10 protein-coding genes, 1 tRNA gene, 1 other RNA gene and 1 pseudogene are annotated in these 15,809 nt (G+C 50.3%); 1 reads left to right on the plus strand and 12 read right to left on the minus strand.

Translation table 11 applies throughout. From position 1 onward, the window contains the following. The 12 genes and pseudogenes from TY10_RS22915 to TY10_RS22965 form a co-directional block, all read right to left on the minus strand. A pseudogene (locus TY10_RS22915) lies at positions 1–1,621 on the minus strand (hypothetical protein); the annotation flags it as partial. Between the two features lie 402 nt (positions 1,622–2,023). Continuing rightward, positions 2,024–2,388: a transfer-messenger RNA gene (gene ssrA, locus TY10_RS29490) on the minus strand. A 216-nt stretch (positions 2,389–2,604) separates the two neighbouring features. Further along, a complete protein-coding gene (gene smpB / locus TY10_RS22920; protein WP_042168797.1) occupies positions 2,605–3,087 on the minus strand; it encodes an SsrA-binding protein SmpB in 483 nt (160 codons plus the stop codon). Positions 3,088–3,604: 517 nt separating this feature from the next. Beyond that, positions 3,605–3,805, minus strand: coding sequence for a cold-shock protein (locus TY10_RS22925; RefSeq protein WP_028609190.1), 201 nt, complete (start codon positions 3,803–3,805; stop codon positions 3,605–3,607). A 276-nt stretch (positions 3,806–4,081) separates the two neighbouring features. Then, complete coding sequence (gene rnr / locus TY10_RS22930; RefSeq protein ID WP_042168801.1) at positions 4,082–7,141, minus strand: ribonuclease R; 3,060 nt, start codon at positions 7,139–7,141, stop codon at positions 4,082–4,084. Positions 7,142–7,321: 180 nt separating this feature from the next. Then, positions 7,322–7,558: a preprotein translocase subunit SecG gene (gene secG, locus TY10_RS22935; protein ID WP_042168803.1), complete on the minus strand. Its 237-nt coding sequence runs from the start codon at positions 7,556–7,558 to the stop codon at positions 7,322–7,324. Positions 7,559–7,848: 290 nt separating this feature from the next. Further along, positions 7,849–9,141, minus strand: coding sequence for a phosphopyruvate hydratase (eno, locus tag TY10_RS22940; protein WP_042168804.1), 1,293 nt, complete (start codon positions 9,139–9,141; stop codon positions 7,849–7,851). A 44-nt stretch (positions 9,142–9,185) separates the two neighbouring features. Beyond that, a complete protein-coding gene (gene gpmI / locus TY10_RS22945) occupies positions 9,186–10,724 on the minus strand; it encodes a 2,3-bisphosphoglycerate-independent phosphoglycerate mutase (RefSeq protein WP_042168806.1) in 1,539 nt (512 codons plus the stop codon). Further along, complete coding sequence (gene tpiA, locus TY10_RS22950) at positions 10,725–11,480, minus strand: triose-phosphate isomerase (RefSeq protein ID WP_042168807.1); 756 nt, start codon at positions 11,478–11,480, stop codon at positions 10,725–10,727. Between the two features lie 54 nt (positions 11,481–11,534). After that, the gene (locus TY10_RS22955) at positions 11,535–12,716 is read right to left on the minus strand and encodes a phosphoglycerate kinase (protein WP_042168809.1); all 1,182 of its coding nucleotides are present in this window, start codon (positions 12,714–12,716) and stop codon (positions 11,535–11,537) included. Positions 12,717–12,958: 242 nt separating this feature from the next. After that, a complete protein-coding gene (gap, locus tag TY10_RS22960; protein WP_042168811.1) occupies positions 12,959–13,963 on the minus strand; it encodes a type I glyceraldehyde-3-phosphate dehydrogenase in 1,005 nt (334 codons plus the stop codon). A 96-nt stretch (positions 13,964–14,059) separates the two neighbouring features. Further along, positions 14,060–15,100 carry a sugar-binding transcriptional regulator gene (locus TY10_RS22965; RefSeq protein ID WP_042168814.1) on the minus strand — a complete coding sequence of 347 codons (1,041 nt, stop codon included), beginning with the start codon at positions 15,098–15,100 and terminating at the stop codon, positions 14,060–14,062. Between the two features lie 261 nt (positions 15,101–15,361). Between TY10_RS22965 and TY10_RS22970 the strand changes: the two genes are divergently transcribed. After that, positions 15,362–15,436, plus strand: a tRNA-Arg gene (locus TY10_RS22970). The last annotated feature ends 373 nt before the right edge of the window (positions 15,437–15,809 follow it).

Genomic DNA, 15,809 nt, shown 5'->3' on the forward strand with positions numbered 1-15,809 from the left:
CTAAGGTGTATGCACCATCTAGAGAAACCTGTGTACCATTAGAAAATGCAGCTCCGTTTAAGGTAGCTGTTCCTTCGTTAAAGGTAATCGTTCTGCTCGTTTTGTATATTCCATCATAGTCTATTCCCGACACAATAGGTGCTATCGTATCGATTTTGAAGACCACCGTCGCACTATTACCTGCTGTATCAGTAACGATCAGTGTATAGTTTCCGTCCTGCGTGATAGTTGTTCCACTGATATAAGGACTCCCGTTGAGTAGTCCGCTGCCTTCGGTAAATTGAGGAGTAACTGTGCTGTTATATGCTTTGTTATTCACTACATTCGTAATAACAGGAGCGATTGTATCTACTGTAATCGTACTGCTAATAACAGAACTGCTTGAGTTTCCGACTTTATCTTTATATTGCACATAGACGTTCTTAGCTCCCTCGCCAGCCGGAAGGACCCAAGATCTCCCATTCAAGTCGGCTATATTGAACCAACTTGTCTGCCAGGTACCGTTAATATTGGAGAGACGTGCCTGATCAACTCCTGAGCCGCTTCCATCCGTATAGGTTCCATTCAATGTGACTGTTGCCGAATTCGTCCATGCAGCGCCATTATTAATAGCGATTGTCCCTGTTGGTGCTGTCTGATCCAATAGAATAGTCTGTGAATAATTGGCTGAAATCCCATTGTTGGAATCCCGTAGCTGCATATAGATGGTCTTCGACCCATCTCCTCCACTTAGACTGAATGTTGCTGTATTGCTGAAAGGCAGCCAAGAGGCTGCTGATAAATTTACTACGCTATTGGCAAATCTCATATGGGTAACACTATCACCCGCATCAGGATCAGATCCTGTTACAGATAGATTGACGGTGCTGGTGTTCGTTGCTGTTCCCTCCGCAATTATGAAAGAACCCGTAGGATTAGTATTAACCGGTGCAGTCTCATAAGTAACGACTAACTTCGGACGGAATGCAGCATTCGAAGCTTCTAAGGAATAGAATAAGAATCTCCCGCTGTCTGGATCTGCTTCATTTCCGTTAAGTGTAAAAGTTACTTTGCGATCAGAACCATCTGTAAAGGCATCGACAGCGCTCTTAACGTTGAGTGTAATCGTTTGATCCTGAAGATAGGTGCCCATCGGCACTTCCGCAGTGCTTTTCGCAGTGAATTTATCTGTATAAGGGCTATTTGTATCTACAGAGGGAAAGGTTCCATTAGGATTATGGTCCAAACTATTCGCAGCAGAGCCCCTTGCCTCCATGTACAGAGTGTGATTTGGGACTCTTAATACAGTAGCAACCGTTAGGACCAGCTCTGCTGATACAATGGTCCCTTCTGGAGCACCTAGATTGAAAGATGCGGCCATTCTATTGCGCACGTTGACGAAGCCGTCATTATTGCTCATGCCGACATAGAGATAACCATCGCCGTCATTATCATAGATTCCGTTATAATCCGCTTGACCATTTAATTCCATCGTATCCGCAGTTGCTGTATAGGTCCTTGTAACTGTGCCTCCTGCTGCTTCAGCTCTTGGTGCCAACCCCGGTGTAATTATCGTGAATACAATAGCAAAAATCATTAATAGAATTAGAATTCTTAGTTTCACTGTTTCGCCCCGATTCATTGTAAGATGTCACCCATACCCAAAGCAATGCTGCCCGAAATTGTAAAAGGCAGAGCCACTCCCAATCTCTTCAGGACATCATAAGTCAAATCCTAAGAAGTTGTAGTCCTACTAAAAATTTAGTGAGAATTGGTATTTTTTTAGTTTACCACATGATAAAAATCATTTTATTTAGTTAAAGAATTCTTTAACTATGAGCAGTTACTGTTAAGAAATTCTCCCGATCACACCAACTAGGTGTGGAACATATGATGTGCTCTATGCAAAGCGACCTAGATCCCGTGCTCGTCTGCTTTTCTCCCTGCGCACGGAAAGAACCCCAATGTCCTCCTTCGGATTCGGGTAATCGACTAACCCTCGCTCCACGCAAAAAAGCCAGCCTCTTGCGGCTGGCTTTAATGATGGTGGAGGCGAGGGGATTTGAACCCCTGTCCGAAGACAACGCCACACAGGCTTCTACGGGTGTAGTCACGGTATTGATGTCACCCGAGCGTCGTCCCGTAACCGACTACGCGTTGGGTCAGCCTGATTATCTTCTTCCGTCGACCCCAGGCGGAGACCGAACGGCGTATCCCACTACTTGTTAGCCCCTAGTCTAGTCACATGGGCGATGCTAGGTAGGAGCACGCTCACAGGTTATTAAGCTGCGAAAGCGTAGTTTGTTTGTTGTTTGCCATTTAATAGGCTTTAGCGTTGATGAAGCAGACGACTCCCTGCTACCCGCAACCCGCGCTCGTACTATCCCCGTCGAATCCATAAACGCCCCCAATATGGCATAAACGGCTCCTTAACACCGATTAGCACATGAAGCCCGGATCTAACGATCTATCGAGCACGAATGCATCATGCAGCCTTAATTGCATGTCTGACTCGTTTCAAACCATCCTTGATTGTTACATCCTTAGTATAACACGATTCACGCCCGCTCTGCCGAACTTCTTGCTGGCAAGGAGGGAGGATGCTGGAATCCATTCTAAAACAATCTAACGGGCAACCTTCTGCTTCTCACGCAGCGCACGCTGAATGTCGCGTTGTGCGTCGCGTTTGGCAGCTGTATCACGCTTGTCAAACTGCTTCTTACCTTTACCCAGGCCAATGAGCAACTTGGCGTAACCGTTGCGCACATAAATCTTCAGCGGCACAATGGAGTAGCCTTCTTGTTTGGATTGTCCAAGTAATTTATGAATTTGTTGCTTGTGCAGCAGCAGCTTTCTCGCACGCGTCGGATCGGTCGGATTATGGCGGTTACCCTGTTCAAAAGGGCTGATGTGCATGTTATGAATGAACATCTCGCCGTTCCGGATCGTCGCGAACGCATCGCCAATATTGGCCTTGCCCATGCGAAGCGCTTTGATCTCCGTGCCCATTAGCACGATTCCCGCTTCGTACGTATCTTCGATGAAGTAATCATGGGAAGCCTTCTTATTCTGCGCTAATTGCTTACCGTCGCTTTTCTTGCTTGCCATAGAAATCACCCCTTCGTCGTTACGCAACATGTTCAAGTAAGCGCTGTTAGGAATACATTGTAACAAATTTTAAGGGCCTATTGCAACGCCAGCCCCGCCTCATTAACAAAATGCAATTATACAGTTTGTTTGAGCTAAATCAGCCAATTTATGCATTCAAAATGTAAAAATGCAGGTGAATCCTCGCCATGTCATCCGTTTGGAGCATTATCACGTCATTCAAATGTATTTTTACATTTTGAGGCGAAAAACAGGCCATAAAAGCGCAATCAAAATGTACTTTTACATTTTGTCGCATGTCGCCAAGCAAAATACATCGCCTGGGTCATGCAATTTGCTGACTGCATCTTTCAGAAAACAAAGAGCCCCGCTACGCACGCACTTCATCACCCTTACAAACGACAGACTGCGTTATAAATACCGGCGCAACTACGTCTGCCTTTTCACATAATGCCCTGTCTATACAAAAACCGCCCAGACCAGATGGCCCGGACGGTTCCTCGCAGTTAGTAAGCTATTACAGCTTAACTACGTTTTCTGCTTGTGGTCCACGGTTGCCTTGAACAACGTTGAACTCAACGCGTTGGCCTTCTTCAAGAGTTTTGAAGCCTTCGCCAGTGATTGCGGAGAAATGTACGAATACATCGTTGCCGCCTTCAACTTCGATAAAGCCAAAACCTTTCTCTGCGTTAAACCATTTAACTGTACCTTGTTGCATGTGTAAAAACCTCCACAAAATAAAATTAATATGCGCCTGTTTCGTTTTTAAACAAAAAATTCACACATTGGAAAAGGTCTCATGACTTTAATGACACCCTTTTCAATATGTGAATTCAGGTTCATATCATCAATTGCTTTGAGTGTACTATACCCATATTCAAAAAGCAAGCGACAAGCTTAAATATATTTTGCCAGCTTATCCATAACACGGCGCTGCAATCCGGCAGATCCAAGCAGCAACGCCATGTTTGGGGGTAAAGTAAACATCTGGTATTTATTTTTGATCTTTGCGTACAAACGCAGCAGTCGCGTTACCGCCGCTGCCTCCGTTTTTTTTCTTTCTCTTCTTATTCTTGCCTACTTCGCCTGAATTATTCACGTCAGGCGTAACTTGTTTATTATTTTCGTTGGGCTGACCTTCAGTTGCCGGCTTCGGCCGGCTCCCGCCTGGTGCTCCAGCGCCGCCTGCATGGCCTCTCGCGCCTGCCGCACCGCCGCCGTTCCCGCCTCTAGCACTGCCGCTGCGCCCGCGGCCGCCTTGGCCGCCACTGCCGCCGCCACGCCCGCCGCGGCCATCACGTCTCTCCGAGCGAGGATCCTCGCCCGTGTCGCCGCCCCAGCTTTTGCTGCCCTCACGGATGGGCAGCCCCCACATATCCGTACGCGGCACGCTTTTGCCGCCGCGTACACGCCTGCCTGGCTCCAGCGGCTCCGCCGGCTTGCGCCACGGCGAGCTCTCCGCCGCCGCGCTTGCGCCGGCGCCGTTCGAGCCCTCGGCTCCAGCGCCTCTGCGCCGGCGCTTGCCGCCCTCGTTCTTGTTCACTTCATCTCTCGCTTCGTTCACTTCTGCAACACCTTTCCCCCGGCCGCCGGATCTCTCGTCTCTCGGCACGCCCAATGCTATAGAATCGTTCTTGCCACGGCCTTCGCCTTTACCGCCCTTCGCCTTCGCCGCATCGCCTAACGCGCCTGCGGCTCCATTGCCGCCTTTGCCACGGCGATCACCCTTGCCGCCCTTGGCTGGTGCAAGCGCGCCCACGCCGCCTTTGGCGCGGTCACCGCCGCCTCGTTTCCCGCCGCGTCCGCGCTCATCCGCACCGCCACGGCCAAATCCGCCGCGTTTTTTCGCGCCGCGGCCTACTCCAAAGCCAGCGTCAGCTACGCCTTTGAATCCGCTGCGCGGTTTCATATCGACCATCTCGAAATCCATCGTATATTCTTCCATGTTCACTCGAGCCAGCCGGATCTTCACTTCGTCTCCAATGCGGTACACCTTCGAAGTGCGCTCGCCAATCAGCACCATGTGAAGCTCGTGGAAATGGTAATAATCGTCGGTCAAATCGCTCAGACGAATAAGCCCTTCCACCGTATTGTCCAGCTCGACGAACATGCCGAAGCTCGTTACGCTGCTAATAATGCCGTTGAACTCTTCCCCAACCTTATCCAGCATATATTCGCATTTTTTCAGCTTATCTGTATCCCGTTCCGCATCGACAGCCACGCGCTCCCGCTCGGACGAATGCTGGGCATAATCCGGCATGCGCGCCATAAGCGCCTCCTGGCGCTTATCCGGCAGCGAGCCACCGTTCTCCAGCACTTCGCGAATGACGCGGTGAATGACCAAGTCGGGATACCGGCGAATCGGCGAAGTGAAATGCGTATAGAACTCCGCAGCTAAGCCGAAATGGCCCAAGCAATCGGCGTCGTATTTCGCCTGTTTCATGGAACGAAGCATAACGGTCGAAATGACTGTCTCTTCCTTCGTGCCATGAATCTCCTCCAGCAGCGTCTGAAGTGCACGCGGATGGACCGAATTGCCCTTGCCCTTTACGACGTAACCAAAATTCGAAGCGAATTGCATAAAATGAAGGAGCTTCTCCTGATCCGGGTCCTCGTGAATCCGGTACAGGAACGGCACCCGCAGCCAGTGGAAATGCTCAGCGACCGTCTCGTTCGCCGACAGCATGAACTCCTCGATAATCTGCTCGGCTACAGACCGTTCCCGCTTCACGATATCGACAGCTTTGCCTTGCTCGTCCACGATTACCTTCGATTCTTGGAAATCGAAATCGATCGCGCCGCGCTTCATCCGCTTCTTCCGCAGTCTCATCGCGAGGTCTTCCATCAGCTTGAACATATCAAGCAGATCGGAATAGCGTTCCTTCAGCTCAGTCTCCGGCTCTTCCTCAGTTGCCGTCAGCAGCTTGCGGACGTTGGAGTAGGTCATCCGCTCCTTCGTCTTAATGACGCTAGTGAACACCTCGTGGCGTACACGCTTCAGCGTCTTGGCATCGAATTCCATCTCACAGGACAGCGTTAACCGGTCTACCTGCGGGTTAAGCGAGCAGATGCCGTTCGACAATCGGTGCGGCAGCATCGGAATGACGCGATCCACCAGATAGACACTGCAGCCGCGCCGGAACGCCTCTTGGTCCAGCTCCGACTTTTCCGTCACGTAATAGCCGACGTCAGCGATGTGAACGCCCAGCAAATAGTTGCCATTATCCAACCGTTTCACATGAACGGCATCGTCAAGATCCTTCGCATCCTCACCGTCAATCGTGACGATGACCTCATCGCGCAGATCCCGCCGTCCTTGCTGAATGATCTCTTCCTCCGTGATGGAATCAGGAGCAGCTTCGGCCTCTGCAAGCACCTCGTCCGTAAAGCTCTCCGGAAGCTGATGCTTGCGAATAATCGACAGGATGTCGATTCCGGGATCATTCTTATGTCCCAAAATTTCGATAATTTCCCCTGTTGCAGCCGCGCGTCCCTCAGGATACGACACAATTCGCGCTACGACCTTCTGGCCCGTAACCGCACCTTGAAATTCGCCTCTAGCGATAAAAATATCGCGGTTAATCCGTTTGTCATCCGGAATGACGAAGCCGAACGACTCATGGTTCTCGAACGTGCCGACAACCTGAACAACTGCGCGCTGTACAATTCGTACAACTTCGCCCTCCAGACGGCCGCCGCTTTCGCTTTGGGAAGTAATGCGGACGAGAACGATGTCGCCGTTCATCGCGCTTTTCTGATCATTGGCATGTATATAAACGTCAGGGTGGTCCTTCTCATCAGGCAGCAGAAAAGCAAAGCCCTTCGCATGCGCCTGCACCTTCCCTCTCAGCAGGTTCATCCGCTCGGGAACACCATAGCGCTCATTGCGCGTCCGGATGACTTTGCCTTCCTCTTCGAGCTGATTAAGCATCTTCAAAAATAGCTTGAACTCCGCGGCATTCGCGATGCCGAAATGCTGCTCCAGCTCCTGGTAGGTCATCGGCTTATAAGCCGTCTCCCGCATAAAATCAAGCAGTTCCTGCTCTTGCATCATAGTTATCCTTTTCACCTCATACACCGGTAGTTCTATCATGACTTGCATCCATTGCTGCCGGTTGATAGATTATCATATACCATTTAGTATACACGAAATCCGGGTCCCGCATCCGCGCATTCTGGAAAATGCAACTAAAAAAAAGCAGAAGGCTTCACCTTCCGCTTTTCGGTACAACTTCTACAGTTTCACAACGTATGCAACAATCAGGGACAACACGAAAAATCCGACTGCAAGTCCAACTGTCAGACGTTGCAAGAACAAATCCAGACCGCGTGCTTTCTGTTTACCGAACAAGTGCTCAGCACCGCCGGAGATCGCACCGGACAAGCCAGCGCTTTTGCCCTTTTGCAGCAAAACGACCGTAATCAAACCGACCGAGAAGAGTACGAGCAATATTTTCAAAAAGATTTCCATTTCATCCACCTCCAGCAAGGAGCTCCGTTAAAAACACATAAATCGATTGTAGCATAGCCCATCTACGAATTCAATAGTTTAGATCGCCTGCCTGCTTCATCCATTTTTGCCCTTGTCTCTGCTGTCTTGCTGGGTATATCTTAAAATTCTGCAAATTCCCGCGACATCATACCGATGCTGCCTGCCGCTACGCTGCCTGAATAACCGTTTTCCTCCCGTACAGCAAAAAAAGAAGAGCACCCCGCAGGATGCTCTTCTCTCCAAGACAATCAGGCTGGGCCCGGTTAGTCTTATTTGAAGTTTTTCAGGTTGTAGAATGCAGATTTGCCTGCATATTGAGCTGTCGAACCCAATTGGTCTTCGATGCGAAGCAATTGGTTGTATTTCGCTACGCGGTCCGTACGGGACGGAGCGCCAGTTTTGATTTGACCAGCGTTTGTTGCAACTGCGATGTCAGCGATTGTGCTGTCTTCGCTTTCGCCGGAACGGTGGGAGATAACTGCAGTGTAGCCTGCACGTTTCGCCATTTCGATCGCGTCGAATGTTTCAGTCAGGGAACCGATTTGGTTAACTTTAACCAGGATCGAGTTGCCTACGCCTTTGTCGATACCGTCGGACAGACGCTCAGTGTTCGTTACGAACAAGTCATCGCCAACGAGTTGTACTTTGCCGCCCAGTTTGTCGGTAAGCAATTTCCAACCTTCCCAATCGTCCTCGGAGCAGCCGTCTTCGATTGTAATGATTGGGTATTTATCAACCCACGAAGCCAGCAGGTCAACGAACTCAGCGGATGTGTACGATTTGCCTTCGCCTTCGAGGTGGTATTTGCCGTCTTTGTAGAACTCTGTGGAAGCAACGTCCATACCGAGGAATACGTCAACGCCTGGCTTGTAGCCTGCGCGCTCGATAGCGGAGATGATCGTTACGATTGCTTCTTCGTTGGAAGCCAGGTTAGGAGCGAAGCCACCTTCGTCGCCAACAGCTGTGTTCAGGCCTTTGTCTTTCAGAACCGATTTCAGGTTGTGGAAGATTTCAGCGCCGATGCGAAGAGCTTCTTTGAATGTTGGAGCGCCAACTGGCAGAACCATGAACTCTTGTACGTCAACGTTGTTGTCAGCATGCTCGCCGCCGTTGATGATGTTCATCATTGGAACTGGCAATGTTTTAGCGTTGAAGCCGCCCAGGTACGTGTACAAGGATACGTTTAGCGCGTCAGCTGCAGCGCGTGCAACAGCCATCGATACAGCCAGAATTGCGTTTGCGCCCAGTTTTGCTTTGTTAGGCGTACCGTCAAGCTCGATCATTTTACGGTCGATTGCAACTTGATCAAGTGCGTCCAGACCGATGATTTCAGGAGCGATGATTGTGTTTACGTTCTCTACTGCTGTGATAACACCTTTACCCAGGTAGCGGCTTTTGTCGCCGTCGCGAAGCTCAACAGCTTCGTAAGCGCCAGTGGATGCGCCGGATGGAACGATAGCGCGGCCTTGGCCGCCGGATTCCAGGGATACTTCTACTTCAACAGTTGGATTCCCGCGGGAATCCAGCACTTCGCGTGCGTATACATCAACGATGATAGACATGAATGAAACACTCCTTTTAAATGTTGGATTTAGTCGTTGGTTTATTACTTTTGAACAAGCGACGTTCCGGTCATTTCTTTCGGTTGGGCCAACTGCAGCAGATCAAGTACTGTAGGTGCCAAATCGGCCAAAATGCCGCCGTCGCGAAGCTCTGCTCCCGCAAGGGTAACGATGCAAGGAACCGGGTTCGTCGTATGCGCCGTGAAAGGACGGCCATTCTCGTCGAACACCATATCTGCGTTGCCATGGTCGGCTGTAATAATGGCTACGCCGCCTTTGGCAAGAACCGCTTCTACCACTTTGCCGAGGCATTCGTCAGTTGCTTCCACCGCTTTGATCGTCGGCTCCAGCATGCCGGAGTGACCAACCATATCGGGGTTAGCGAAATTCAGAATGATTGCGTCGTGCTTGTCAGCTTCAATTTCTTTGACAGCCGCAGCAGCAACTTCATAAGCGCTCATTTCCGGTTGAAGGTCATAAGTAGCAACCTTCGGTGAAGGGATCAGAATGCGGGTTTCGCCCGGAAGCTCCGCGTCGCGGCCGCCGCTGAAGAAGAACGTTACATGCGGATACTTCTCCGTCTCAGCGATGCGCAGCTGCTTCTTGTCATTCTGAACGAGCACTTCGCCCAGCGTGTTGTCGAGATTCTTAGGTGAATACGCGACGAAGCCGCCAACCGTTTCGCTAAACAGCGTCAAACAGACAAAATACAAGTTTTTCGGCGCTTTTTCACCGCGGTCGAACCCGCGGAAATCTTCGTTCGTAAATACTTGTCCCAATTGAATCGCGCGATCGGGGCGGAAGTTGAAGAAAATAACCGCATCCTCAGATTCTACAAGACCCACTGGTTTGTCGTCTTCGCCTACGATAACCGTTGGCATAACGAATTCATCATAAACCGATTTTTCATAGGATTCAACTACCGCTTTGACCGGATCGGTGGAAGTTGGACCTTCGCCATAAACCATGGCGCGGTACGACTTCTCTACGCGCTCCCAGCGCTTGTCGCGGTCCATCGCATAATAACGGCCTTGAACCGTTGCGATTTGGCCTACGCCAACCTCTTCGATCTTCGCTTGCAGCTGCTCCAGGTAGCCTTTTGCGCTATCCGGTGCTACGTCACGGCCGTCCAGGAAGGCATGCACATAAACCTCAGTGAGCCCTTCCTTTTTCGCCAGCTCAAGCAGCGCGAACAGATGCGCGATATGGCTGTGTACACCGCCGTCAGATACGAGGCCGTACAGATGAAGCTTCTTATTGTTCGCTTTTACATGGCGCACTGCGCCAAGCAGCGTTTCATTGTCGAAAAACTCGCCGTCGCGGATCGATTTGCTGATCCGGGTCAGGTCTTGATACACGATGCGTCCTGCACCGATGTTCAGATGGCCAACCTCAGAGTTGCCCATTTGGCCTTCTGGCAAGCCTACCGCTTCACCGCATGCCGTCAATGTCGTATGCGGGTAAGTCGACCAGTAACGATCATAGTTCGGCTTTTTCGCTTGTGCGACTGCGTTACCCGTCACATCGTCGCGAAGGCCGAAGCCGTCCAGAATAATGAGTGCTACAGGTTTTGGAGCTGCCATTTACTTGGCCCCCTCAACGAGAGCGATGTAGGATGCCGGCTCCAGACTTGCACCGCCGACGAGAGCGCCGTCGATGTCTGCTTGGCCCATATATTCTGCAACATTGTTAGGCTTCACGCTGCCGCCATATTGAATGCGTACTGCGTTTGCAGTCGCTTCGTCATACAGACCTGCAACAACGCCGCGGATGTAGCCGATTACGTCTTGCGCGTCTTCGGAAGTCGAAGATTTGCCAGTGCCAATCGCCCAGATTGGCTCATAAGCGACAACAACCTCAGCTGCTTGTGCTGCGGACAGACCTTGGAAAGCCGCTTCAGTCTGAACTTTAACGACATCCTTCGTTTGGTTCGCTTCACGCTCTTCGAGGTGCTCGCCTACGCAGACGATTGGCGTCAAGCCGTGCTTGAATGCCGCATGCGTCTTTTTGTTAACGATCTCGTCAGTTTCCGCGAAGTACGCACGACGCTCGGAGTGACCAATGATTACATATTTCACGCCAAGATCCTTCAGCATAACGCCGCTGATCTCACCAGTGAATGCACCGTTGTCTTCGAAGTGAAGGTTTTGCGCGCCGATTGCGATCGACGTGCCTTTTGCTGCCTCTACCAAAGCGGGAAGCGTTGTGTATGGGGCGCAGATTACGCTCTCTACACCGTCAACCTCTGCTTTGCCTTTTACTTCAGAGAAGAAAGAAACGGCTTCGGATACGGTTTTGAACATTTTCCAGTTACCTGCAATGATTGGTTTTCTGCTCATCGTAATGCCTCCTCATTCAATATTCATTCCAGATGGAGCTATATGAAGTTAGTCTTATTTATCGTTAAGAGCTACAACGCCAGGAAGCACTTTGCCTTCCATGAACTCGAGGGAAGCGCCGCCGCCTGTCGAGATGAAGTTCATACGGTCAGCCAGGCCGAATTTCTCAGCTGCTGCAGCGGAATCGCCGCCGCCGATTACGGTATAACCTTCTGTTTCAGCACAAGCATTTGCTACAGCTTGCGTGCCGTGCGAGAATGGCTCGATTTCAAATACGCCCATTGGTCCGTTCCATACGACCAGCTTGGAGTTTTTGATCACGTTAGCGTAAATTTCACGCGTTTTCGGACCGATGTCGATGCCTTCCCAGTCAGCAGGGATGCTGTCGATGCTAACGATGTTCGTGTTAGCGTTTTTGCTGAAATCGTCAGCTACAACGATGTCGACAGGGATCAGGAAGTTTTTGCCCAGCTTTTTCGCTTTCTCGATGAACTCAAGCGCCAGATCCAGCTTGGAGTTGTCAACGAGCGATTGGCCGATTTCATGGCCTTGTGCTTTGAAGAATGTGTAGGAAAGGCCGCCGCCGATGATGATGTTGTCAGCAATCTCGATCATTTTGTTGATAACGTCGATTTTGTCCTTCACTTTAGAACCGCCTACGATCGCCGTGAACGGACGCTCTGGGTTGTTCAATGCTTTGCCTAGTACATCCAGCTCTCTTTCCATCAGAAGGCCGGATACGGCCGGCAGATGGTGTGCAATGCCTTCCGTCGATGCATGCGCGCGGTGAGCAGCGCCAAATGCGTCGTTAACATACAGGTCAGCCAGTTCGGCAAAAGCTTGTGCCAGCTGCGAGTCGTTTTTCTCTTCGCCTTCGTTGAAACGAACGTTTTCAAGCAGCAATACGTCGCCTTCGTTCAAAGCCGCGATTTGCGCTTTAACCGCTTCGCCTGTGGACTCGGAAGCTTTCGCAACCGGTTTGCCCAGCAGCTCGGAGAGGCGTTCAGCAGCAGGAGTGAGACGAAGCTCTTCCACAACTTGACCATTTGGACGGCCAAGATGGCTTGCCAAGATCACTTTTGCGCCTTTTTCGATCAGGAAGTTGATTGTCGGAAGCGTCTCGCGAATCCGTTTGTCATCGGTAATTTTGCCATCTTCGAGCGGCACGTTGAAATCAACGCGTACAAATACGCGTTTGCCGGCTACTTCTACGTCACGAACACTTTTCTTATTCATATCGTATACCCTCCTGAATGGTTGCTTATTCGGTCGAACCTGTTAAGTAAGGACATTGATGAATCTGGTTATGGACAGCATGAGATGCGCGGGCATAGAAACGGCGCTCCTTCATAGAGAAGGAACGCCGTTTGCTTCGCCCCAAGCGTTACCGGGAGCGCTGCAGACTAAGCGCATCCCGGATCATGAATGATCCGGGATGCAAGCGTTCCTTGCAATTAGGGGAACAAGCTCCCTTAGTCTTACAGACCTTTGCTTGCGATGTAAGCAGCGAGGTCAACTACGCGGTTCGAGTAGCCCCACTCGTTGTCATACCAAGAAATGACTTTAACCATGTTGCCTTCAACAACCATAGTCGACAGAGCGTCGATTGTGGAAGAAGCTGGGTCGCCATTGTAGTCGCTCGATACGAGCGGCAATTCGTTGTAGTTCAAGATGCCTTTAAGCGAAGTTTCGGAAGCTTCTTTGAATGCTGCGTTAACTTCTTCAACTGTAACGTCAACTTTCAGTTCAGCAACCAAGTCTGTTACGGATACGTTAGGCGTAGGAACACGCATAGCCATACCGTTCAATTTGCCTTTCAGTTCTGGCAGAACCAGCGATACTGCTTTTGCTGCGCCAGTCGAGGAAGGAATAATGTTTTCTGCAGCAGCACGAGCGCGGCGCAGGTCTTTATGAGGAACGTCCAGTACCGCTTGGTCATTCGTGTACGAGTGAATAGTCGTCATCATGCCTTTAACGATGCCGAATTTGTCATTCAATACTTTAGCGAATGGCGCCAGGCAGTTAGTCGTACAAGAAGCGTTCGAGATAACTGTGTGAGCAGCTGGATCGTATTGGTCTTCGTTAACGCCGATTACAACTGTGATGTCTTCGTTAGTAGCAGGAGCGGAGATAATAACTTTCTTCGCGCCGCCTTTCAAGTGAAGCTCAGCTTTTTCTTTAGCTGTGAAGATACCTGTGGATTCAACAACGATTTCCGCGCCTACGGAAGCCCAAGGAAGGTTCTCAGGGTTACGTTCAGCGAAAACTTTGATTTCGCGGCCGTTAACTAGAATCGCGCCTTCTTTAGCTTCTACCGTTGCGTCAAGCACGCCATGCGTTGTGTCATATTTCAGCAGGTGAGCCAGTGTTTTCGTGTCAGTCAGATCGTTTACCGCTACCACTTCTACTTCAGGGTTGCTCAGGGACGCGCGAAATACGTTACGACCGATACGGCCAAATCCGTTAATACCAACTTTAACCATTGTTAATTCCTCCTAAATGTTTTTTAAGGGCTAATGTATTTTCAAAACGTTCTGCAGCTATCCCAGGTGACCGCCACAAACCGTTAAGACACAAATCTAATGGGACTGCTCTTGCTCGATAATCGATACGATTTCCAGCGCTGCCGCTTCGTCTACGACTAACACGTCGTTGTGACCGAACCTCATTACCGCTGCGATCGCTTCACCTTTGCTTTTGCCGCCGGCGACACCGATAACAACCTCAGTCTTCACAATATCATCCAAACGTAATCCTACCGTCTGCATTTGATGCACAACCCGTCCCTCGCGGTCAAAATAGTACCCGAACGCTTCTGCCAGCCCGCCGTCTCTCGTAATCGCATCCAGCAGCTCCGGCTTCAGCCTTCGTCTGCGGGCCATTACTTTGGCATCCCCGATGCCATGAACAACGATTCGTGAGCTGCGTATGACATCGACAATTTCGCGAATGTTGGGCTCTTGCATAATCGAGGCGTATGCCTCTTCACCCAAATGATCCGGTACATGCAGCAGCCGGTAATTCGCTCCGGTGCGCTTTGCCATTGTCGAGGCGATTGTGTTTGCTTGGTAATCGAGACTTTCGCCGAGGCCGCCTCTTGCCGGTACGAACCAATTCGTCTTCAGCGGGGCCGAAGTCGTCAATTGATTGGCTACCTGCTCAATCGTAGTTCCGCCAGTTACGGCCACTACATCTCCGGGCTCCATAACCTTGCGAAGCACTTGGCATGCCGCTCGCCCAAGCTCCCGTTTCGTTTGCGCGGACTGTTCCGAGTCCCCAGCCACTACAATGACCTGCGGCAAACCGAAAGCGGTCTGAATCTTTTCTTCCAGTTCGGATAAGCCGAACATCGTCGTGTAGAAGGGCTCCAATTGCTCTAAGAGTTCTCGGCCCGCCTCACTTATCCTCATTCCCGTTGGGTGAATCTCTAGCAAGCCTTGCGATTTCAGAAAATCGGTCTCCGCACGCAGCACCCGTTCCGTCATCGATAATGACGAAGCCAAGGTCCGCCTGCCAATCAGATCAGATAACTGAACCTGATTCAAGATAGAGTACCGCTTCCGCATCACTTCGAGTAAATCCGGGAGAAGCTGCTGCTGCAGTTCAATAATCTGGCGCATCCTCTATTATTCACTCCATCGGCTCACTGCGTTTTGGAACGGTGATGAGCATTTCGTTAATATAGGACGTTGGACTCAATATGTCCCGCATGCTCATTTTAAGTCCCACCTTTATTTTAGCTAAAAGTTCAGACGTTAGCAAGCGAACATTTGAACGTGAAAACGGTTACCGCCACCATTTTCACAAATTTATTTTTCTCAAAGGCCTTGATTTCCCGCTCAGAATATCATATAATAATTTTTGCTGTTCCATTTATATGTGCGCCCGTGGTCCAATGGATATGACGTAGGCCTCCGGAGCCTGAGATCTAGGTTCGATTCCTAGCGGGCGCGCCATACTACTTTTGAATGTTAACCGCCCTTCTGGGGCGGTTTTTTTCGCGTTTATTTCTGACATTCCACAGCCTATCCCATCTTCTCTAACCAACCTAAACTGTTCTCCATCTCCTCATTCCTTTACCGTTCCAGCATCCACCCCACTCGGTGCCGCAATTGTCACTACGCTCCTCCATACTTCGCCCATTTTCACTCTACCTCAAGTTTGCGCATCTCCATAACAGCTACGGTACCTTCGCCTTGTATTTCTCCTTATCTCTTTATTAATCCTTACCCTCTAATTCACTCGTCGTAACTATGTATTTGAAGAGTAGCTGCATATCAAAATGCAAAAATACATGTTGATACCCATCATTTCGTCCATTTCAGCCAT

It is taken from the genome of Paenibacillus gorillae, assembly GCF_000513275.1.
Taxonomy (GTDB): domain Bacteria; phylum Bacillota; class Bacilli; order Paenibacillales; family Paenibacillaceae; genus Pristimantibacillus; species Pristimantibacillus gorillae.

Bases quoted from the DNA above. Each gene is read 5' to 3' on its own strand.
- smpB (WP_042168797.1), bottom strand. From the start codon at position 3,087: ATGGCAAGCAAGAAAAGCGACGGTAAGCAATTAGCGCAGAATAAGAAG.
- TY10_RS22925 (WP_028609190.1), bottom strand. From the start codon at position 3,805: ATGCAACAAGGTACAGTTAAATGGTTTAACGCAGAGAAAGGTTTTGGC.
- rnr (WP_042168801.1), bottom strand. From the start codon at position 7,141: ATGATGCAAGAGCAGGAACTGCTTGATTTTATGCGGGAGACGGCTTAT.
- secG (WP_042168803.1), bottom strand. From the start codon at position 7,558: ATGGAAATCTTTTTGAAAATATTGCTCGTACTCTTCTCGGTCGGTTTG.
- eno (WP_042168804.1), bottom strand. From the start codon at position 9,141: ATGTCTATCATCGTTGATGTATACGCACGCGAAGTGCTGGATTCCCGC.
- gpmI (WP_042168806.1), bottom strand. From the start codon at position 10,724: ATGGCAGCTCCAAAACCTGTAGCACTCATTATTCTGGACGGCTTCGGC.
- tpiA (WP_042168807.1), bottom strand. From the start codon at position 11,480: ATGAGCAGAAAACCAATCATTGCAGGTAACTGGAAAATGTTCAAAACC.
- TY10_RS22955 (WP_042168809.1), bottom strand. From the start codon at position 12,716: ATGAATAAGAAAAGTGTTCGTGACGTAGAAGTAGCCGGCAAACGCGTA.
- gap (WP_042168811.1), bottom strand. From the start codon at position 13,963: ATGGTTAAAGTTGGTATTAACGGATTTGGCCGTATCGGTCGTAACGTA.
- TY10_RS22965 (WP_042168814.1), bottom strand. From the start codon at position 15,100: ATGCGCCAGATTATTGAACTGCAGCAGCAGCTTCTCCCGGATTTACTC.